17 protein-coding genes and 1 other RNA gene are annotated in these 20,545 nt (G+C 69.6%); 10 read left to right on the forward strand and 8 right to left on the reverse strand.

All coding sequences use genetic code 11. The features are described 5' to 3' along the window. Positions 1 to 448 precede the first annotated feature (448 nt). The 5 genes from M3U25_RS00005 to M3U25_RS00025 all read right to left on the reverse strand — a co-directional run bounded on the left by M3U25_RS00005 (position 449) and on the right by M3U25_RS00025 (position 4,064). Positions 449 to 901: a DUF4426 domain-containing protein gene (locus tag M3U25_RS00005; protein ID WP_355496311.1), complete on the reverse strand. Its 453-nt coding sequence runs from the start codon at positions 899 to 901 to the stop codon at positions 449 to 451. 21 nt (positions 902 to 922) lie between these two features. Continuing rightward, positions 923 to 997: non-coding RNA, sX9 sRNA (locus tag M3U25_RS00010), on the reverse strand. A gap of 60 nt (positions 998 to 1,057) precedes the next feature. After that, positions 1,058 to 1,903: a pyrroline-5-carboxylate reductase gene (gene proC / locus M3U25_RS00015; protein WP_355496308.1), complete on the reverse strand. Its 846-nt coding sequence runs from the start codon at positions 1,901 to 1,903 to the stop codon at positions 1,058 to 1,060. Between the two features lie 123 nt (positions 1,904 to 2,026). After that, positions 2,027 to 3,055 (reverse strand): hypothetical protein, encoded by a 1,029-nt coding sequence (locus M3U25_RS00020; RefSeq protein WP_311195498.1) that lies wholly within the window; start codon positions 3,053 to 3,055, stop codon positions 2,027 to 2,029. 316 nt (positions 3,056 to 3,371) lie between these two features. Beyond that, positions 3,372 to 4,064: a YggS family pyridoxal phosphate-dependent enzyme gene (locus tag M3U25_RS00025; protein ID WP_355496305.1), complete on the reverse strand. Its 693-nt coding sequence runs from the start codon at positions 4,062 to 4,064 to the stop codon at positions 3,372 to 3,374. Between the two features lie 86 nt (positions 4,065 to 4,150). Here M3U25_RS00025 and M3U25_RS00030 point away from each other — a divergent pair, with 86 nt between their 5' ends. The 9 genes from M3U25_RS00030 (at position 4,151) to M3U25_RS00070 (ending at position 16,279) form a co-directional block, all read left to right on the forward strand. Then, on the forward strand, positions 4,151 to 5,188 hold the full coding sequence (locus M3U25_RS00030; RefSeq protein ID WP_010344138.1) for a type IV pilus twitching motility protein PilT: 1,038 nt from the start codon (positions 4,151 to 4,153) through the stop codon (positions 5,186 to 5,188). A gap of 127 nt (positions 5,189 to 5,315) precedes the next feature. Next, the gene (locus tag M3U25_RS00035) at positions 5,316 to 6,446 is read left to right on the forward strand and encodes a PilT/PilU family type 4a pilus ATPase (protein WP_010344137.1); all 1,131 of its coding nucleotides are present in this window, start codon (positions 5,316 to 5,318) and stop codon (positions 6,444 to 6,446) included. A gap of 148 nt (positions 6,447 to 6,594) precedes the next feature. Then, positions 6,595 to 7,875, forward strand: coding sequence for a PQQ-binding-like beta-propeller repeat protein (locus M3U25_RS00040; protein ID WP_355496299.1), 1,281 nt, complete (start codon positions 6,595 to 6,597; stop codon positions 7,873 to 7,875). Continuing rightward, positions 7,872 to 9,371: a diguanylate cyclase gene (locus M3U25_RS00045; RefSeq protein WP_355496296.1), complete on the forward strand. Its 1,500-nt coding sequence runs from the start codon at positions 7,872 to 7,874 to the stop codon at positions 9,369 to 9,371. The genes M3U25_RS00040 and M3U25_RS00045 overlap by 4 nt, the downstream gene beginning before the upstream one ends. Before the next feature lie 281 nt (positions 9,372 to 9,652). Then, positions 9,653 to 10,249 carry an MFS transporter permease gene (locus M3U25_RS00050; protein WP_355496293.1) on the forward strand — a complete coding sequence of 199 codons (597 nt, stop codon included), beginning with the start codon at positions 9,653 to 9,655 and terminating at the stop codon, positions 10,247 to 10,249. Between the two features lie 196 nt (positions 10,250 to 10,445). Next, positions 10,446 to 11,120 carry a YitT family protein gene (locus tag M3U25_RS00055; RefSeq protein ID WP_353949522.1) on the forward strand — a complete coding sequence of 225 codons (675 nt, stop codon included), beginning with the start codon at positions 10,446 to 10,448 and terminating at the stop codon, positions 11,118 to 11,120. Positions 11,121 to 11,621: 501 nt separating this feature from the next. Further along, positions 11,622 to 13,007 (forward strand): hypothetical protein, encoded by a 1,386-nt coding sequence (locus tag M3U25_RS00060; protein WP_355496290.1) that lies wholly within the window; start codon positions 11,622 to 11,624, stop codon positions 13,005 to 13,007. 37 nt (positions 13,008 to 13,044) lie between these two features. Beyond that, positions 13,045 to 15,150, forward strand: coding sequence for a LodA/GoxA family CTQ-dependent oxidase (locus M3U25_RS00065; RefSeq protein ID WP_355496287.1), 2,106 nt, complete (start codon positions 13,045 to 13,047; stop codon positions 15,148 to 15,150). After that, positions 15,137 to 16,279 carry an FAD-dependent monooxygenase gene (locus M3U25_RS00070; protein WP_355496284.1) on the forward strand — a complete coding sequence of 381 codons (1,143 nt, stop codon included), beginning with the start codon at positions 15,137 to 15,139 and terminating at the stop codon, positions 16,277 to 16,279. The genes M3U25_RS00065 and M3U25_RS00070 overlap by 14 nt, the downstream gene beginning before the upstream one ends. Positions 16,280 to 16,533: 254 nt before the next feature. Here the strand turns inward: M3U25_RS00070 and M3U25_RS00075 are convergent, their stop codons facing one another. The 3 genes from M3U25_RS00075 to M3U25_RS00085 all read right to left on the reverse strand — a co-directional run bounded on the left by M3U25_RS00075 (position 16,534) and on the right by M3U25_RS00085 (position 19,872). Then, positions 16,534 to 17,442 (reverse strand): DUF72 domain-containing protein, encoded by a 909-nt coding sequence (locus tag M3U25_RS00075; protein WP_355496281.1) that lies wholly within the window; start codon positions 17,440 to 17,442, stop codon positions 16,534 to 16,536. A gap of 82 nt (positions 17,443 to 17,524) precedes the next feature. After that, a complete protein-coding gene (locus tag M3U25_RS00080; RefSeq protein ID WP_355496278.1) occupies positions 17,525 to 18,064 on the reverse strand; it encodes a DNA-3-methyladenine glycosylase I in 540 nt (179 codons plus the stop codon). A 14-nt stretch (positions 18,065 to 18,078) separates the two neighbouring features. Next, positions 18,079 to 19,872: a DUF4153 domain-containing protein gene (locus M3U25_RS00085; RefSeq protein WP_355496275.1), complete on the reverse strand. Its 1,794-nt coding sequence runs from the start codon at positions 19,870 to 19,872 to the stop codon at positions 18,079 to 18,081. A 105-nt stretch (positions 19,873 to 19,977) separates the two neighbouring features. On the opposite strand from M3U25_RS00085, the gene M3U25_RS00090 reads away from it, so the two are divergent. Beyond that, on the forward strand, positions 19,978 to 20,544 hold the full coding sequence (locus tag M3U25_RS00090; RefSeq protein WP_355496272.1) for a YqgE/AlgH family protein: 567 nt from the start codon (positions 19,978 to 19,980) through the stop codon (positions 20,542 to 20,544). The last annotated feature ends 1 nt before the right edge of the window (position 20,545 follow it).

The following is a 20,545-nucleotide window of genomic DNA, read 5'->3' on the forward strand; positions in this document are numbered from 1 at the left end:
AATGTGGGGTCGAGTGGTGTGGGAGGGACTTCAGTCCCGACGCGGTACAGGTGGATGTCGCGGCGCTGCCGCTTGTGTGCTCAAAGGATGTACAGGGTGATTGCCTTGAGCCTGGTGCGGGTGGCGAGCTTGTCGAGAATGCTGGAGATGTGGCATTTCACCGCGCCCTTCAGCAGCGACGAGCGAATAGGAAGGCGCCTGATGCTGCATGCAGTCGGGACTGAAGTCCCTCCCACAAGGTATGCCTGTGCTCGCCGCGCTCGTGCGCATGGGCTGGTCTGTCGGGCTGTCCGTAGGAGCGGCTTCAGCCGCGACCGGGCGTTACCGGGAAAGTCACCATCGCGGCTGATCCAAAAAGTGACAAGAGCCGTTCGTACGAGAGCTTGTCCTGCCTGCCTGCCTGCCTGCCTGCCTGCCTAGCCTGCCTTCTGCCTGCGCAGCACGCGCGCTAGAAATTGCGGGTAAAGCGCACCGTGCCACTGCCGTCGGCGCTGCGCACCTGCACCACGAAGCGCAATTGGTCGTGGGCGCTGCTGCGCACGGTGCCCACGTAGTCGGTGTAGGCGTCGGTGCGGACCGCGCGCAGCGCCACGGGCTGGCGTTGGCCGCTGAGGTCGGTCGCCACCGCCTCCACCGTGCCCACGGCCGGCGCTTCCTCGCCGCCGTGCAGGGTGCGCAGCGCGATCATCACCAGGGCGGTGTCGGCCTCGCGGGCGATGCCGTAGCGGCGTGCCGCGTCTTCACTCATCGCCAGCGTGGGCAAGGCGTTGTAGTGCACACGCAGGGCGCCGAAGTCGGCTTGCGCCGGGGTGGCGGCGAGCAGCGTCGCCGGACGTGGGGTGTCCTGGTCCGAACAGGCGGCCAGGGCCAGGCACAGCAGCACGGCGGGCAGGGCACGCATCGGCGTTCTCCGGCTCAGAGTGGCGAGCACAACGTTGCGCGCGGTCGCCAGTGGGTGCGGACGGCGCGCCGCAACCGCAGTGTACAAGCGGTTCCCGGGGATGCCGAGCACGCCCACGCCCGCCTGGCGGTGGCGCAGCGGTGGTGTTGGCCGCGCTTAGTCGTCGTTGGCGGCGGACAGGGCCCGCCCGCGTGCCGCCGCCGCCGCGATCGCGGCCGCGGTCAACGCCTCGAAGCCGCCGTGCTGGAAGGTCTCGATCGCGGCCTGGGTGGTGCCGTTGGGCGAGGTCACCCGCCGGCGCAGTTCGCTCGGCGCCTCGCCGGACTCGGTGAGCATGCGCGCCGCGCCGAGCATGGTCTGCAGGGTCAGGGTGCGCGCGGTGTCGGCGGGCAGGCCCTGGGCGATGCCGGCCGCTTCCATCGCCTCGGCGAGCAGGAACACGTAGGCGGGCCCGCTGCCGGACACTGCGGTGACCGCATCGATCAGCGCCTCGTCCTCGACCCACACGGTGACCCCGGCGGCGGCCAGCACGCGCTCGGCGTGGGCGCGCTGCCCGGCATCGACACCGGCGCTGGCGAACAGGCCGGTGACGCCGGCGCCGAGCAGGGCGGGCGTGTTCGGCATCGCGCGGACCAGGGCGTGGCCGCCGCCGAGCCAGCGGTCCAGTTGCGATGTGGTGATGCCGGCGGCGATGGACACCAGCAGCGGCCGCTGCGCCTGCGCCAGCGCGGCCAATTCGGTGCAGACCCCGCGCAGCACCTGCGGCTTGACCGCGAACATCCACAGCGCCACGCCGTCGGCGGCCTCGGCCGCGCTGGCGACCGCCTGCACCGCGTACTCGGCGGCCAGCGCCTCGCGCAGCGCCGCCACCGGCTCGGCCACGCGGATGCGGCGCGGATCGGCGCCCTGCCGGACCAGGCCGGCGATCAGGCTGCGCGCCATGTTGCCGCCGCCGATGAAAGCGAGATCGGCGGCGTGGGAATCGGAGGAAGCGGAAGCCATGGCGCAACACCGTCGCGAAGAGGGAGCGTCATGGTAGCGGCTGCGCCGCGCCGCAGTGCGGCGCAACCGGATCGTGCCAGGCGGGAACGCGCCGGCCGCTGTGTGCGGACCGGCGCGGCGGCCTCAGTTGGACTCGGTGAAGGTGATCGACGGCGTGCTGCCACCGGCCACCGAGCAGCTGCCCAGGTTGAGGTTGTTGGTCTCGCCGGTGCTGCCGGCATTGGCCGCGCAGGTCGGGGCGGCGGTCGAACCGTTGGTGGCGGCCACCTTCACCGTGATCGACGAGCCGGAGTTGAAGTTGGCGCTGGACCCGCCGGCGTTGCCGACCACGTTGAACTCGGCGTCCTTCCACACCGTGGCCAGCTTGACCACGCTGTCCTTGGCGCTGACGCTGTAGGCGGTGCCGTTGTTGGTGAAGGTGATGGTGTCGTTGCCGTTGGCGGTGGCCGAACCGGTCAGCTTGAGGTTGGCCAGCTGCGTGGCCGGCACGTCCGGCGCGCTGACCGCGTTGCTGTTGCGGTAGCAGTCCGAGCCGCCGCCGCTCATCCAGCCGCTCGGGCAGCTGCTGCCGTAGCCGATCAGCCAGTACTGCATGAACACCGCGGCCTGGCCCTGGGTTTCGTAGTCGGTGGCGTATACGAACTGCTGCCACACGGTGCAGCCGGAGCGGCCGCCGCAGACGCTGGTGGTGGCGTCGTAGTTGGAGTTGATCTGCAGCGAGTACTCATTGGGGCCGAGGATGCCGCCGCCGCCGAAGGAGGCCACGCCGACGCCTTTCTCCGAGGTCACCCCGGTGACCTGCGGGAAGCTGCCCACGACCTTGCTGATCAGGCTGCTGGAACGCAGCGCGTAGTCGTAGCCGTTGCCGGTGGTCTCGGTGGCGCCGAACAGGATCTTGTGCGGGATCGGATGCACACGGCGGGTCAGGGTCTTGCAGACGTCCGTTTGCCACTGCGTATCGGGGAAGCTGGCATGGAAGCAGCCTTCCGCCGGGGTCGGTTGATGCGCCATGGTTTCGCGCCAGGCGGTGCGCGCCTGGACTTCCGCGGGCGACATCATCGCTTCTTCGTTGGTCCAGGCCGGCGTCGCCGTCGGCGCGGCCATGGCCGCGGGGACGTGCAGCAGACCGATGAAGCAGGAGGCGAACAGCAATCGGGTGGATGCTTGCATCTGTGACCTCGTTGGAGCCGAGCGCATTCGGCGATGGACCTGCGGATGAGCCGCGGTCGCCGCCATGGAAGCCGAAGCGCGCGCATCTGAAACGTGACTGAATTAACGGTTCGCAACCGTGTCGCACGGTTCAGCAAGCGGTGTCGGAGCGAACCTTTCATTCATCCCGAAACGCTATGGTTTTCAATAGGATCGGCTACGACAGAATTCCGATCTTGGTGAACCGATTTTGAAGCGGCCGTAGACAAATCATCACTCTGTCACGGGTCCTGCGGTAATGCGGCGCGACAGCAGCGGATCAGCCCGCGATACGCGGGCCGCGCGCGCCGAACAGGGCGGTGCCGACCCGCACCATGGTGGCGCCGGCGGCGATGGCGTCGGCGAAGTCGCCACTCATGCCCATCGACAAGGTGTCCACCTGCGGATGCGCGGCGCGCAGTCGCGCGAACAGGGCGTGCATGCGCGCGAACGCGTCGATGCGGCGCGCGGCCTCGGGCCAGGGCGCGGGAATGGCCATCAGCCCGCGCAGGGCCAGCGCCGGCTGCGCGGCGATGGCCGCGGCCAAGGCGTCCACGGCGTCGGGCTGGCAGCCATGCTTGCTGGCCTCGTCGTCGATGTTGACCTGGATCAGCACGTTCAGCGGCGCGCGCCCGGCTGCGGTCGCACGGCCCTTGGCCAGGGCGGCGACCAGCTTCGGTCGGTCCACGGTCTGCACCCAGTCGAACAGCGTCGCCGCCAACTCGGCCTTGTTCGACTGCAGGTGGCCGATCAGATGCCATTCCAGTCCGGCATCGGCCAGCGCGGCGATCTTGGCCGCCGCTTCCTGCACGTAGTTCTCGCCGAAGGCGTGCTGCCCCTGTGCGGCCAGCGCCGCCACGGCCTCGGCCGGCTGGGTCTTGGACACCGCCAGCAACCGCGCGTGCGGCCGCCCTGCGGCGTCGGCGGCGCGGTCCATGTTCAGGCGGATCTGTTGCAACGGCGAGAGGGGCACGGGCGGCGTTCCGGCAAAGGGAAGGGCGCTATACTGCCGGCCGGGGAATCATCCTTCCAGTCGCAGCCCAAGGGGAAAAGCAGCGTATGGATATCGCTGAACTATTGGCGTTCTCGGTCAAGAACAAGGCGTCCGACCTGCACCTGTCCGCGGGCCTGCCGCCGATGATCCGGGTCGATGGCGACGTCCGCCGCATCAACATCCCGGCGCTGGACCACAAGCAGGTGCACGCGCTTGTCTACGACATCATGTCCGACAAGCAGCGCCGCGACTACGAGGAATTCCTCGAGGTCGACTTCTCCTTCGAGATTCCCAGCCTGGCGCGCTTCCGCGTCAACGCGTTCAACCAGAATCGCGGCGCCGGCGCGGTGTTCCGCACCATTCCCTCGGAAGTGCTGACGCTGGAAGACCTGGGCTGTCCGCCGATCTTCCGCCAGCTGATCGACCAGCCGCAGGGCCTGATCCTGGTCACCGGGCCGACCGGTTCGGGCAAGTCGACCACGCTCGCCGGCATGATCGACTACATCAACAAGAACGAGTACGGCCACATCCTCACCGTCGAGGATCCGATCGAATTCGTGCACACCTCGCAGAAGTGCCTGATCAACCAGCGCGAGGTGCACCGCGACACCCACGGCTTCAACGAGGCGCTGCGCTCGGCGCTGCGCGAAGACCCGGACATCATCCTGGTCGGCGAGTTGCGCGACCTGGAAACCATCCGCCTGGCGCTGACCGCGGCGGAAACCGGCCACCTGGTGTTCGGCACCCTGCACACCAGTTCGGCGGCCAAGACCATCGACCGCATCATCGACGTGTTCCCCGCCGGCGAAAAGCCGATGGTGCGCTCGATGCTGTCCGAATCGCTGCGCGCGGTGATCTCGCAGGCGCTGCTGAAGAAGGTCGGCGGCGGCCGCACCGCGGCCTGGGAGATCATGGTCGGCACCCCCGCCATCCGCAACCTGATCCGCGAGGACAAGGTGGCGCAGATGTATTCGGCGATCCAGACCGGCCAGCAGAACGGCATGCAGACCCTGGACCAGCACCTGCAGGACCTGGTCAAGCGCAGCCTGATCACCCGCAACCAGGCCCGCGAGTACGCCAAGGACAAGCGGTTGTTCGAGTGAGGCCGGGAATCGGGAGTGGGGAATCGGGAATGGGAACAGCCACCGCCCCATCCTTTCCGCTTCCGGATGCCCGCTGCTGCGATTCCCGATTCTCCATTCCCGATTCTCAGCTCCGAAGGAGCAAGCCATGAGCACCATCGACTTCACCTCCTTCCTGAAACTGATGGCGCACCAGAAGGCGTCGGACCTGTTCATCACCTCGGGCATGCCGCCGGCGATCAAGGTGCACGGCAAGATCACCCCGATCACGCAGACGCCGCTGACCCCGCAGCAGAGCCGCGACCTGGTGCTGAACGTGATGACGCCGGCGCAGCGCGAGGAGTTCGAGAAGACCCACGAGTGCAACTTCGCCATCGGCGTGGCCGGGGTCGGGCGCTTCCGCGTCAGCTGCTTCTACCAGCGCAACCAGGTCGGCATGGTGCTGCGCCGGATCGAGACGCGCATTCCCAGCGTGGACGAGCTGAACCTGCCGCCGGTGATCAAGACCCTGGCGATGACCAAGCGCGGCATCATCATCTTCGTCGGCGCCACCGGCACCGGCAAGTCGACCTCGCTGGCGGCGATGATCGGCTACCGCAACCAGAACTCCACCGGGCACATCATCACCATCGAGGACCCGATCGAGTTCGTGCACAAGCACGAGGGCTGCATCATCACCCAGCGCGAGGTCGGCATCGACACCGACAGCTGGGAGAACGCGCTGAAGAACACCCTGCGCCAGGCGCCGGACGTGATCATGATCGGCGAGGTGCGCACCCGCGAGGGCATGGACCACGCCATCTCCTTCGCCGAGACCGGCCACCTGGTGCTGTGCACCCTGCACGCCAACAACGCCAACCAGGCGATGGACCGTGTCATCAACTTCTTCCCCGAAGACCGCCGCAGCCAGCTGCTGATGGACCTGTCGCTGAACCTGCGCGGGGTGGTCGCGCAGCAGCTGATCCCGACCCCGGACGGCAAGGGTCGCCGCGTGGCGATGGAGATCATGCTCGGCACGCCGCTGGTGCAGGACTACATCCGCGAGGGCGAAATCCACAAGCTCAAGGACGTGATGAAGGAGTCCACCAACCTGGGCATGAAGACCTTCGACCAGAGCCTGTTCGAGCTGTACCAGGCCGGCGAGATCAGCTACGAGGATGCGCTGCGCCACGCCGATTCGCAGAACGAGGTGCGCCTGCGCATCAAGCTGGCCCAGGGCGGCGACGCACGCACCCTGGCGCAGGGCCTGGACGGGGTCGAGATCGCCGAGGTGCGCTGAGTCCGTCCTGCAAGCGGGCGCTCGCGGCGACGACGCGCAACCCACGTCGCAGTGGCGGTCTCCAGATGATCCACGGGTGTCGTGTTGTCAGTCAGGCGTCCGCCGGAACTCCAGCGCGGACGCTTCAGTCGAAGGGAGGGGAGCCGCGATGAACGACGTGCCTGAAGTGCTCTGGTCCAAGCAGCCGCATGCCGGCTACTACATCAATTCGGTGGCGGTATCCGACGATGGCAATGTCATCGTCGCCGGCACCTTCTTCCACCAGTACGGCGGCCTGTCGCAGATTCCCGGGCTGGAGGCGGTGCCGGTCGAGCAACGCAAGATCTTCGAACGCATCGCGCCCGCGGCGACACGCAGCGACGTGTGCGGCAACCAGCAGGGGTGTTTCGGCACCTATGCCTGGGACCGGGCCGGCAACCGCCTGCTGACCAAGGAATTCGAAGGCTGGCAAGGCGTGTACTGGGTCGACGTGGCGGGGGACGGCGGCACCATGGCGAGCTGCGGCTGGAAGAGCCAGGCGCCGTATGCGGGCTTCGTCAGCGCCTGGGCGGTCCCCGGCGGCGACGAACTGCTGTCCTTTGCGCTCCCGGTCCGCGGCAACATGGTGTCGCTGGATGCATGCGGACGGACGTTGCTGGCCGGCGCCGACCAGGGCTATCTGTTCTACCGCGATGGCGACGCGGCTTTCTCCGCCACGCCTGCGTGCATCGCGCTGACCGCGGGTGGGACCGGTGACAGCGCCGACAGCGTCGTCGCCACCGGCATCGCCGCCGACGGCACGACCGGGCTGGTGGCCAGCGCGCAGGGCGAGATCATCCTGTTCTCGATCGCAGCGGGACAACCGGGGACGCCGACGCGCTGGCAATTGCCCAAACAGGCCCGCGTCCATGCCGCGGCGCTGTCCGGCGATGGGCGCCGGGCCTACGTCGGTGCCAGCGACGGCACGCTGTACGCCTTCGACGTGGTGGCGTTCCAGCAAACACCCGCGCCGGTCTGGACCGCAGCGGTGCCCGAGGGCGCCACGACCATCTACGGGGTGGCCTGCGATCGTGCCGGCGACAAGGTCGCGATCGCCGGCAACCTCACGGGCGGTGGCGTCGTCGCCTTGTACGCCGATGCCGGCAGCGCCGCGACGCTGCAGTGGACCGCGCACAGCGCGCACTCGCCCAACGACCTGGCGTTCGACCCGGGCGGCCAGTGGCTGGGGCTGGCCGATGGCCATCCCGACGGCACGCCCGGCACGTTCACCCTCTGGAACGCGGTCGACGGCACGCTGCAGTGGTCCTATGGCACGGCCAACATGAGCTGGCCGATCCGTCTGAACAGCGATGCCACGGTGGTGGTGGGCGGCAGCGACGACAGCACGGTCACCGCCTTCGTCGGCCCCGGTTCGGCCATCGGCCGCGGCCGCTCGGAGGCGGATGGATGACAGGCTGGGACGCCGAGGCGCCGTTCCCCACGCGCGTCGCGGCGCCGCGCCGCCCCCGCGCGCTGCTGGTGCTGTCGGCGGTGCTGGTGGTGGCGTGGCTGGCGGTCTTCGAGTTGGCGCGGGTCCTGGACTATCAGTTGCATGCCAGCCTGTGGTTCCCGCCGGTGGCGGTGACGCTGGCCACGTTCATGGTGCTGGGCTGGCGCGGTGCGCCGGCGATCGCCATCGCCTGCGTGCTGGCCACGCTGCTCAGCTTCTATCGCACCAGCGGCCACCCTGGCGTCCCCGGCCGGGCGGTGCTGGGGTATGCGCTGCTGTTCACCGCGCAGCAGTTCGGCATCTGGGGCGGGCTGGCCTGGCTGCTGCGCCGGGTCGGCCAGGGCGTGTCCTCGGGCAGCCTGCCGCGTGTGGTCACCTGCTTCATCCTGGGGGGCGGCGTGGCGTCGCTGCTGTCGGCCGTGCTGGGCGGCGCGGGGCTGGCGGTCACCGGCGCCCTCGACCTGCCGAGCATGCTGGCGCAGTTGATCCCGTGGGCCATCGGCGACTATGCCGGCCTGCTGGCGCTCGGCCCGCTGGCGATCGTGGCGGTGCTGCGTCTGGCCGAGCGGCTGCAGATCACGCCGCAGCCGGGGATTCCGCGCCTGTCGGGGATGATCGCGCCGGCCGGCAGCGTCTCGGCCTATCTGATCAAGCTCGCCCTGCTGCTCGGCGTCACCCTGGCGGTGATGTCGTTGGCGGCGGCGTTGCCGAAACAGCCGGCGGTGGTATTCGCGCTGTTCGTGGTGGTGGTGATCCAGTTGTGGATCGTGCATACCCACGGGATGCTGCAGGCGCTGGTGGCGATCGCCGCCTTCAGCCTGTTGATCGCCCTGGCCACGCCGTTGCTGCGGCTCCAGGCGCAGGCGCTGGCGCTGCAGTTCGCGATGATCAGCCTGGCGGCGAACAGCTACTTCGGCCTGGCCGTGCCCGGGCTCTACGCCGACAACACCCGGCTGCGCCATGCGCTGGTGCGCGATCCGGTGACCGCAGCGCTGTCGCGGACCGGATTCCTGGAGCAGGTGCTCAACGACCTGCACGTCGCCACACAGGACCCGCGTCCGCTGGCGCTGATCGTCGCCGACATGGACAACCTCAAGGCGATCAACGACCAGTTCGGGCATGCCGCCGGCGACGCGGCCTTGCGCGCCTTCGTCAAGCGCTGCCGGCACTGCCTGCGCCCGGGCCAGTTGCTGGGGCGCCGAGGCGGCGACGAGTTCGCGCTGTACCTGCCGCTGACCACGCCGGAGCGGGCGCACGCCCTGATCGACACGTTGCGCGCGTCGCTTGCCACGCCCGGCGAGGACGACGGGTTCGCGACCGGGCTGTCGGCCAGCTTCGGCCTGGCCCTGTGCCACCGCCGGGATCTGGACGCGGAGGCGCTGGAGGAGTTGCTCGAAACTGCCGACGCGGCGATGTATGCGGACAAGCGGCAGCACCGTGCCGTGGCGGTTCGCTGAGTGTTTCCCTGCTCCCGTCGGGAGAAGGTGCCCCGCAGGGGCGGATGAGGGTACGGGCGCAGCCTCGTGTTCTTGTTTCAGCGAGACGTTTCGCGCCGGACCCTCACCCCAACCCCTCTCCCAGTGGGAGAGGGGCTTTAGCTGTTCCTTCTCCCGTCGGGAGAAGGTGTCCCGCAGGGGCGGATGAGGGTAGGGCGCAGCCTCGTGGATCAAGTCAATGCGCCGCTTCGCGCCGGACCTCCACCCGACCCCTTGAGGGGATGGTGAGTCAAAATGCCCCAATGCAACCAGACAACCCCTATGCCGCCCCCGCCGCCGCGCTGGCTGACACCGCGACCGCTGCGGCATCCGCCGATCCCCTGTCCACCCTGTTCGCGCCGTCGGCAACCAAGTTGGCCTTGCTGTGCGCGACCAGCCTCGGCTGGTATGCGTTGTACTGGTTCTACCGCAACTGGCGCGCCTTGCGCCTGCTGTCCGGGCGCCGGCGCGTCTCACCGGTGTGGCGCTCGGTGTTCTCGCTGCTCTGGGTGTTCGCCTGCTTTCGCGGGCTGGAACGCACCATCGGCGCGCAGCGTGGCGCGCTGGTCGGCTGGCTGGGGCCGGCGCTGGTCTATGTCTGCCTGAGCCTGCTCAGCGTCTGGCCCTCGGCGCTGTCGCTGCTGACCCTGCTGGGTTGGACGCCAGTGCTGCTGGTCAACCAGCGCCTGTCCCGCTTCAAGCGCGAGCGGGGCCTGCCGCGCACCGCCGCAGAACGCTTCACTGCCTGGACCTGGACGTGGCTGGCGATCGCCGGGCCGATAGCGCTGCTGGTGATCGCCGGAATGGTGGTGGCCATCATTGCTGGATCGCATGACATCCAGGTCGACCTGCCCAACTGATCGATCGGCACTGCGGCATTTAGAGGGGGGCGGGGGCGCCCGTACCACGAATCCAGTCGCTGGGGAGAGGGGTCGTACGTTTGCCTTGAAAGTTTCATGTGCAACAACCTCCCGCCTGGTGTCTAATACCGCCCCCCACGCCGCGCCCCCTCCCGTGAGCCTTCCCGATTCCGATCTGCGTCCGGACCTGGACCCGTTGCCCGACGACGGCACCGTCGTCACCGCCGGACCGCTGACCCCGCCGCCGGATTCGGCCGGCACCGCGCAGGATGCGCGCGCGCTGCGCCACAGCGTGGCCGAGGACGTGCAGGGCATGCTGCTGGCCACCCTGGTGGCCTCGCTGGGGCTGGCGGTGTTCGCCCATGGCGGCTTGATGATCGGCGGCATGGCCGGCGTGGCGTTCCTGCTGCACTACGCGCTGGGCTGGAACTTCGGCCTGATGTTCGTGCTGGTCAACCTGCCGTTCTACTGGCTGGCGGTGCGGCGCATGGGCTGGGAATTCACCCTGAAGACCTTCGGCGCGGTTGCCGCCTGTGGCCTGCTGACCGACCTGCTGCCGCGCTGGGCGCAGTGGGCGACGATGACGCCGCTGTTCTCGGCGCTGGTCGGCGGCGCGCTGGTCGGCCTCGGCATCCTGTTCTTCATTCGCCACCGCGCCAGCCTGGGCGGCGTCGGCATCCTCGCGGTCTACCTGCAGCGCAGCCGCGGCTGGAGCGCGGGCAAGGTGCAGATGGGCTTCGACGCGGGGCTGATGGCGGTGGCGTTCTGGCTGCTGGCGCCGCAGCAGGTGCTGTATTCGGCGATCGGCGCGGTGGTGCTGAGCCTGGTGCTGATGTTCAACCACCGCGCCGGGCGCTACATGGGCGTGTGAGTCCAGCGCCGGTCGCCGTCGCGCGATCGGCGACGTGCGCATCGCCGCACGCAGGTATTCCTCGCGGAGGCGCGAACGTCTCGCGATCTGCACGCGCCGCATCTGGTCACGCATGACATGCATGCACTGGCTGCAGACCAACGACGCACTGTCGCGCCGTGCTGCGCGCGACAGCCGCCGCGCAGCACGGCAACTGTCTACGGAATCTCCGCGGTGTCTACGGAATGGTCTTGCTGTCCAAGTGTGACGCAGCGCATGCTGCTGTCGAAGAAAGGGTGAGTGCGCACAGACGGCGCATGCGATCGCGGGGAGCGCGATCCACCTGCATGACATGACCACGATGTTCGACGCCGCGCCTGCGCGGCGGCGCGGTGCCGCCTGTCCGGCGCACTGCGGCGGATGCCGGCGCCTACAGCTTTTCCACGGAACGAGGACAGTGCGATGAAACGTGCGATGGGATTCGCGGCATTGGTCTGTGTGGTGGTCGCGGCGTGTTCTGCCGTGAATCCGGGGTCCGGGCCGAAGCCCGGCAGCGGTGTCGGTACGCTCACGCCGGGGCCAGGGCCGGCGCCGAGCGCAGCGGCGTGCGCGCCACCGGCGGCGCCAGCGCCCTCATGGTTCCCACATGCGCAGACGCCGGCACCGGATTCGGCGGGCTTCCAGTCCAGCAGCAATTGCGCCTTCCATCAGTGGTCGTGGAACGCCTTCCTGTGGCTGACCCAGGATGTGGGCGGGCAGCCGCGTTTCCTGACCATGCCCAGCGACGGCATCGGCGGCGTCGCCGACGGCGTGCTCGATCCGTTGATCGGCCGCTCGCAGCAGGCGCGCACGGTGGAGCTGATCGACCAGGCAGGCCCGGATGGCGTGCTGGTGGACCGCCATGGGCGCGCGGTCTATTACTCGATCCATTCCAACGACGTGTTCGGCCAGTTCATGGCCAGCAATCACCTGCAGGATCCCAAGGCGTTGCGTGCCTTCGATCCGAAGACGCCCTTCCCGGTCGGCAGCATGACCCTGAAGGCGGCATGGAAGGTGGTGCAGCCGGGCGAGGACGTGTCCACGTTCTATACGCGGCAGGCCACGATCGCCAAGCTGGGCATGCGCAAGGGCAAGCTCGTCGCCACCAGCGATACCGAAACCCAGACCGTGGCGCTGGTCGGTTTCCACATCGGCGGCACGGTCAACGGCCATCCGGAGATGATCTGGGCTACGTTCGAGCACCAGGACAACGCGCCCGACCTGCCGAAGCCGGCGGAGGAGATGCTGCCCAACGACGTCGTTTCCGCAAAGGACTGGACGTTCTACCAGGCAGGCACGCCGATGAAGCAATGCAACGTCAACGCGGCCGGTGCCGGTGCGCTGACCTTGAACGCGCAGACGCAGACCCTGAGCCCGGTCACGCAGGTGTGCCGCATGGTGCCGTTTGGCGGGCAGAAGCCGTGCCCGAGCGGTCAGGACTGCAACATCGCCAACATCCAGTCGATCAACGCGTCGGTGCAGGGCCAGTTGAACGACGTGTGGAAGAACTACTTCGAGGTCGGCGCGATCTGGTTCGTCGCCGAGGATGCGTTGGCGCCCAACTGCACGTTCCAACCGGGTTCGGCCCTGGAATGCATTCCCACGCCGACACCCGCAGGTGCGCCGCCGCTGCTCACCGGCTCGATCAAGCTGTCCAACTCCACCATCGAGACCTTCACCCAGGTGCAGAGCACGCAGAACAACTGCTTCGCCTGCCACAACACCACCCAGGTGATCTCGCCCGATCCGCGCGCGCAGTCGTTGCCGGGGCTGAACGTCAACATCAGCCACGTGGTGATCAACGACTACTTCCAGGCGCAGCTGCCGCAGAAGGCACCGCCGGCGGTGCGGCCGGCCACGCCGCGCTGAGGCGCGTCCCTCTCACCCGGATCAGGAGCAAGTCACCATGACCAGCAACGTGTTTCGCGTGCATCCGGCGATCGGCATCGGCCGCGTCGGCGACAGCCAGGAGTTCTATCTCGCGCCGGTCACCGCGGCCGGTACCCGCGATGCCGACGGCCTGTTCGGCGGACTGCCGGTGCAGCCGGATACCGAATCCACGCCGATCACCGCCGCGCAGTTCCGCGACGCCGACGGCAACGTCAAGCGCCAGGCCGCGCGCTTCCACATCTACGCCTACCCCAGCGGCAGTTCCGGCACCTATCCCAACGGCGGCGGTGTGCGCGTGGACGTGGGCAGCACGATCGACGGCAAGACGGTCAAGGACATCGTCTGGACCGTGCACCTGGCCAACAAGAAGCTCAATAACTATTCGACGGTGAGCCAGGGCGGCCAGTTCCGCGGCATCGGTGCCTACGAGGAGCCCGCCTTGCTGGAACTGCGCAACCCGAACTATCCCGATGCGGCCAATCCGGCCGATCCCAACGATCCGACCCGGTTGCGGCAGTTGGTGATCGATGCGGGCCCGCGCGCACTCAGCGCCGCCGCCGCGGGCAGCAGCGCGGTCGCCTTCGACATGACCACCACCGCCAGCTACGCAGATGCCGGCGGCACGATCCAGCAGCAGCCGGCCTATCCGGTCAGCTTCCCCTCGATGTTCCATACGCTGCACGAACCGCTCGGCAAGCTCGATTCGTTGGGCGACATGCGCGTGGAGGCCAACGGCGCACTGATCGTCGCCGGCGGCTTCGCCCGGACCTCGGCGGTGATCGGGGCCGATGGCAAGTATCCGGAGTTGGGCGACCCGACCGAGAACGGCCTGTGGTACGACGATGCCGCCGATGGCCCGGTCAATGCCGTGTTGCTCTTCACCGACGGCAGCACCGCCAGCGTGCAGGGCGCGTGGTACGTCACCGGCGATCCGGGCTATGCGCCGCAGACCCGCAACGTGGTGTCCACCTGGGACGACGTCTACGACGTGTGGGTACGTACACTGGGCCTGGTGCCGTCGCTGTACGCCAACGGCGGGTTCCTGCCGACCTATAAGCCGTCCTTCAGCGACGACATCCAGCCGATCTTCCACGCGGCGATGCTGCAGCGCTGGAACACCAACCTGCCGTCGGGGGCGGTCAAGGGCCACGACACGATCGGGCAGATCCTGCCGACCGACGACCCGAGCGCCAAGATTCCCAACCTGAAGACGCTGATCCGCGATCCGGCTTCCGCCGCGGACACCGAGACCGGCTCGCCAATGATGCCGCTGTCGCTGGGCGATGCGCAGAAGAGCTTCCTCAGCGTCAGTTCCACCCAGTACTTCCTGCTGAGCCAGTGGCACGGCAACAACTACGTGCAGGTGGGCGCGCCGACGCTGGGGCCGGGCGAAGCACTGGACCGGGTCACCCTGCAGAACTGCCTGGGCGGCCGCTACAGCCCGGGCATCGAGGTGTCGTTCCCGATCCGCGACGTCAATCTCTATGTGCAGGACTGGCAGGCCAAGGACTGTGGCCCGTTCCGCATCAGCCAGGCGCCGCTGGACTACAGCAAGGCGAGCAAGGACAGCGCGTTCCTGAGCTTCGGCTATGTGCCGTTGCAAACGCATCCGGTGGAGCCGGGCGATCTGTCCAAGTTCATGTCGGTACCCTGGCACACCGACTACAACTCCTGCGCCACCCATCTGCCCGATCCCAATCCCGGGCAGCAGACGGTCAATCCGAACAACACCCTGTTCTGGTCGTGGCCGGCGGAGCGGCCATTCGCGGTCTACCCGCTGGAGTTGTGCCAGTTCGACGAGCAGGAGCAGACGTGGTACGTGAGGCAGCAGGTGTATTCGGTACGCGGCAACGGCACCGATACCGACTACCCGGCGCAGGCCGGCCGCTTCCAGGAGTACGAGGACTTCGTGGCCAACTGGGCCAAGGTCGGCTTCATCATCAGCGGCGCGCAGATCCCGCAGGCGACGGGGCTGCCGCCGTACCCGCCCGACCTGTTCCTGGAAGTGGCCAGCGAGTTCGAGGTGGGACAGGAGTTCGTCGCCCCGTGGCCGATGGCGAACATTCCGGCCTATTCGCCGGGATCGGCCAAGGCGCGCGCCGACAGCGATGGCCTTGCCTGAGCCGGCGGCTGCGCTGACCTCGGACGACCGCTGCGCCGTCGCCATCGTCGGCGGCGGCGCCGCCGGCTGCGCCACCGCGCTGGCGCTGGCCGCGCGCGGGGTCGAGGACGTGGTGGTGGTGGACATGGGCCGCGCTGCGGGCTGGCGGCTGGGCGAGGCGCTGGCGCCGACCGCCAGCGCGGCGCTGCAGCGGCTGGGCGTGTGGGAGGCGTTCCTGGCGCAGCGGCCGCTGGCTTCGGCCGGCAGCTGCGCCAGTTGGGGCCGGCCGGAGCTGGGCTACAACGATTTCATCGTCGCCGGCCAGGGCAAGGGCTGGCACGTGGACCGCGCCGCCTTCGATGCGATGCTGGCCGCGGCGGTGCCGGCGCAGGGCGGCACGCTGCTGCGCGGCTTGCGCCTGGGCGCGGTTGGCCGCGCCGCCGATGGCGATCACGTGCTGGAGCTGCACGGCGCGCAGGGCGACGTGCGCCGGCTGCGCGCCGGGTTCCTGGTGGATGCCAGCGGCATCGCCGCCGCAGCCGTGCGGCGGTTGGGCGTTGCCCGCAACGAGGTGGACTGCCTGGCCTTCGTCGCCGGCGTGTTCGCGCTGGAGCAGGCCGAGGCGATTCCCTCGCAGGCCTTGCTGGAGGCCTGCGCCGACGGCTGGTGGTATGCGGCGAAATTGCCGGACCAGCGCCTGATGCTGGCCCTGGCGCTGGAGCCGCGCCGGCAACGGCACTTCCTGGACCGCGACGCGTGGCTGGCGGCGGCGCACCAGACCCGGCACGTTGCGCAATGGTTGGCGCAGGGCCAGGCACGTGCGCCCGAGGCCGATGGCCTGATCGCGGCGCTGGGGCCGTCGGCGATTCTCAGCCGCGTGGTGGGTGAGGACTGGCTGGCGGTGGGCGACGCGGCCAGCGCCTACGATCCGCTGACCGCCCACGGCATCGTCAAGGCCTTGCAGGACGGCGAGGCGGCCGCGCGCGCGCTGGCAGCGCATCTGCAAGGTGCTGGCCCGGCACTGCTGGCGGCGTACCAGGACGGCGTGTTCGCGCGCTTCCGCGCCTACCTGCGCGAACGCGGGGCCTTGTATGCGCGCGAGCGGCGCTGGGCGCAGGCGCCGTTCTGGCAGGCGCGGCTGGCGGGGTGATGCGGTTGCGCTGGGGCAAGGCGCCTGGCCCGCCCCAGTGCGTCGACAGCGCGTCTTTGAGCACGATGGGAGAGGCAGGCACGCGCAGGCGTGACGTCCGCGATCCTTTCATCACGACGAAAGGCAGTGCGCAGGAGCGGCTTCAGCCGCGACGGGCATGGCCGGTACCGCCGCGTCGCGGCTGAAGCCGCTCCTACGGGACAGCGGTGGGACAGCGCCCTGGTGTGACGCGTAGTTCCGGCACAGCGGGCCGCTCAATCCTCGCTGTTGCTGTCGCCGCGCGCCAGGCACGGCGTCGGCACGCCCAGCCGTTGCGCCAGGCGCCGCGCGTCGAACGGCGCGTGCACCTTCATGTCGTTGTCGAAATAGCAGTACACGTCGCGCCGCGCCCGAGCCGGGGCGCGTGGGCCGACCCGCTGCGCGTCGGCCGGCTCGCTGCCCCGGTGCCAGGCGTCGATGCGCTTGGCCCAGGCGTCGAGCGCCTTGTCGTCGTAGCCGCTGGCGTACAGCTGCGCATCGCCGTGCAGGCGCAGGTACAAAAAGTCGGCGGTCACGTCTTCCAGGTACGGCCACTTGCCGGCGGTGTCGGCCTGCACCAGCGCCACGCGGTGCTTGCGCAGCAAGGCCACTGCCTCCGGCGTGGCGAAGCTGGGGTGGCGCACTTCCAGCGCATGGCGCAGGCGCCGGTTGCGGTCGATCCGCAGCACGCTGCGCTCGCGCATGCGCGCAGTGTCGCGTTTGCGCGCCAGCGCCAGGGCGGCCTCGCTGGTGCGCGGCAGCAGCGAAAGGAAGGCGTCCAGCAGGTCGTGGTCGAAGGCCAGCGACGGCGGCAACTGCCACAGCAGCGGCCCCAGCTTGGGCCCCAGCGCGAGCAGGCCGGAGGCGAAGAAGTTGGCCAGCGGCTGCTCGCAGTCGCGCAGCCGCTTCAGGTGGGTGACGAAGCGCGGCCCCTTGACCGCGAACACGAAGCCGCGCGGCGTGGCGTCATGCCAGGCGGCGTAGCTCTTCGGGGTCTGCAGCGAATAGAACGAGCCGTTGAGTTCCACCGAGCGGAAGCAATGCGCGGCGTACTCCAGCTCCCGTCGCTGGGTCAGCTCGGACGGGTAGAAGACGCCGCGCCAGCGGGGGTAGCGCCAGCCGGAAATGCCGATGCGCAAAGCCATGCACCGACCATGCCGGCGGCCTCGTGCAGCGCCCGTGCAGGCGGCGGCAAGGCGGTGTCGTGCCGGGCCTCGCGCAGCGGGCTCAGCCAGCGCGCATCCATGGCGGATCCAGCTGCGCGATGCGCGCGAACGCCGGGCAGTCCTCGCGGTGCGCGCCGGGCAGGTAGCCCAGGCTCATCAGGAACTCGCCGGTGATCTCGCCGCCGGTGAAGCGGAAGGTGCGCTTGAACAGCTTGATCCACTCGGCCTTGCTGCGCGGGTGCTGCGCGTCCAGCCAGGCGGCGAAGCTGCCGTGGCTGGCGCGCAGGCGCTGGATCACCTGCGCGTTGTGGATCGCCGCCTGCACCTTGAGCCGGTTGCGGATGATGCCGGCGTCGCCGAGCAGGCGCTGCACGTCGGCCTCGCCGAAGGCCGCCACCGTGTCCACGTCGAACCCGGCGTAGGCGGCGCGGAACCCGGCACGTTTCTTCAGCATCAGCTCCCAGCTCAGCCCGGCCTGGTTGATCTCCAGCACCAGCCGCTCGAACAGGTCGGCTTCGGCGCGTTGCGGGACGCCGTACTCGTGGTCGTGATAGTGGCCATGCACCGGGTGCCCGGGGGCGATATCGCAATAGCTGCTCATGCGGTGGGTGTCCGTCAGTCGGTCTGGTCGTTGGGGTCGGCGGCGTACACCTCGGTCCGCCGGGTTCCCGGCAGCTGCAGGTCGGGCCAGCGCCGCGGCAGCAACTGCAGCTTGCCGTCGCGCAGCGCCTGGTACAGCGCTTCGGCGTTGTCGCCGCGACGCGGGAAGAAATGCGTGCGCGCCACGTCGCGCCAGCCACTGCCCACGTCGGTGTGGATGCGGCATTCGACGCCGTAGCCGACGCTGGCATTGCACAGCAGCACGTCGTCGTGGCCATCGCCGTCCAGGTCGCGGCGCAGGACCACGCACTGCGCGCCCTCGCGCCGGCAGTTGGCGTCCTCGATGCGCCCGGCCAGCAGCGCCTGCCACCAGGCGGCGTCGGGGTCGGCGCTGGCGGCGGCCAGCACGATGCGCTGGCGCACCTGCAGCGGATCGGTGCTGCGCGGCGCATCGTTGGTGTCGCCACCCCAGCGCTGCTGCCGCTGCAGCATGCGTTGCAGGCGTTCGCGCTGCACCGGGTCGTCGGCGAAGGCGGGCACCTCGCGCAGCGCCTGTACCGCGCGGTAGCCGCGGCGGCCGCTGTCGAAGCGCAGGTAGGCCAGGTCCAGGTGCGCCGCGCTGGTGCGGCCGTCGGCCAGGCGCTGCATCTGATCGCCGACGACGATGCGGTAGGGGTCCAGCAGCGGCGAGCTGGCCGCCAGCGCCAGGCCGATCACCACCCACGACAGCACCCGGTTCACCGGCGCCAGCGGCTGCAGCCAGCGCGCGCCCGGCCGCAGCACCGCCCAGGCATAGCCGCATGCGTAGCCGCAGGCGACCACCGCCACCAGCACGCCGGCAAAGCGTTCGGCGCTCCAGCCGTACTGATCGATGCGCAGCCACAGCGCGTACAGCGCCAGCCCGGCGTACAGCGGCAGGCTCAGCAGCCCGGCGTCGATCACCCGTTGCAGCCAGGCCGGGTAGGGCGCCTCGGCGGTGCGGTCCTGGTACACCGCGTTGACGAAGACCACCAGCGTGACCACCACCGCGATCAGGATGCTGGCCGCCGCGCGGGTCTCCCACAGCGGCTGCAGGCCGGTGAACGGCAGGCTCAGGGCGAACAGCACCGCCACGAACGCCAGCAGCGGCAGCAGCCCGGTGCAGATCGCGAACAGGATCTGCCGCAGCACCTGCACCGCGCGCTGCTGGGTGCGGCCGATCAGCAGGCCCAGGCCGAACATGGTGCCGGTGGCCAGGTAGACGAAGGCGGTCTGCCGGAACAGGTCGCGGAACAGGGTCAGCTTGACCAGCGCGAACAGCGCGCCCCACAGCCACAGCACCAGCCAGCAGATGCCGACGAACAGCAGCGCCAGCGCCAGGGTCAGCGCGTTCTGCCAGGCATGCTCGAACAGGTCGCGGTACGGCGCCTGCCAGCGCCCGTGCTGGAGCCGGCATTGCAGCCAGGGCAGCAGCACGAACATCGCCAGCGCCACGGTCGCGCCGAACGGGCCCAGCACCTCGCTGGCGCGCAGGCCGGGGGCGCCGGTGGCGTTCCAGACGGCCCAGGCGGACAGGGCGGCCACCAGCACCGCCACCGCGATGGTGTGCTGCCACAGACGCAGCGCGCCCAGGTGCCGCACCGACAGCAGGGTCATGGTCGGCACGGTCAGCACCAGGGTGTACCAGCACACCCGTCCGCCCAGCGAGCCGAACGGCCACAGGCCGCTCTCGGCGCCGCGCTGCGCCAGGTACAGCAGTGCGCCCTGCAGCAGGGCCACCAGGACGATGAAGGCGCGGGTCTGGCGTGGCAGGTCGGGGGGCGTGTCCATGCGTGCGTGCTCCTGGGCGGCCGGTCGAGGCCGCGATCGGGCGGATTATGGCAGCCCGCCGCAGCCCGGGCAGCGCGCACGCGGGAGGGACGATAGAATGGGGCCATGTCCGCTTTGCCCACGCCTCTGGCCAACCAACTGCTGATCGCGCTGCCGGCGCTGTCCGATCCCAACTTCGCCCGCAGCGTGGCGCTGATCTGCCAGCACGACGAGAACGGCGCGATGGGCGTGGTGGTCAACCGCGCCTCCGAATACACCCTGGGCGAAGTGCTGGAGCAGATGGGCATCGACACCATCGATGCCGCGCTGCGCGAGCAGGTGGTGCTCAGCGGCGGGCCAGTGCATCCGGAGCGCGGCTTCGTCATCCACGATGGCGCGCACGGCTGGGATTCCAGCCTGGCGTTCGGCGACGGCCTGTTCCTGACCACCTCGCGCGACGTGCTCGAGGCGATGGCGCGTGGCGAGGGGCCGCGCAACGCGGTGGTCGCGCTGGGCTGCGCCGGCTGGGGCGCCGGCCAACTGGAATACGAATTGAGCGAGAACAGCTGGCTGACCGCCCCCGCCGATGCCGAGCTGCTGTTCGAGCTGCCGCTGGAGCGACGCTGGCAGACCGCCGCCGGGCGCATCGGCGTGGACCTGTTCCGCCTCACCGATTACAGCGGGCATGCCTGAG

Source organism: Xanthomonas sp. PPL134, assembly GCF_040595915.1.
Taxonomy (GTDB): Bacteria; Pseudomonadota; Gammaproteobacteria; order Xanthomonadales; family Xanthomonadaceae; genus Xanthomonas_A; species Xanthomonas_A indica.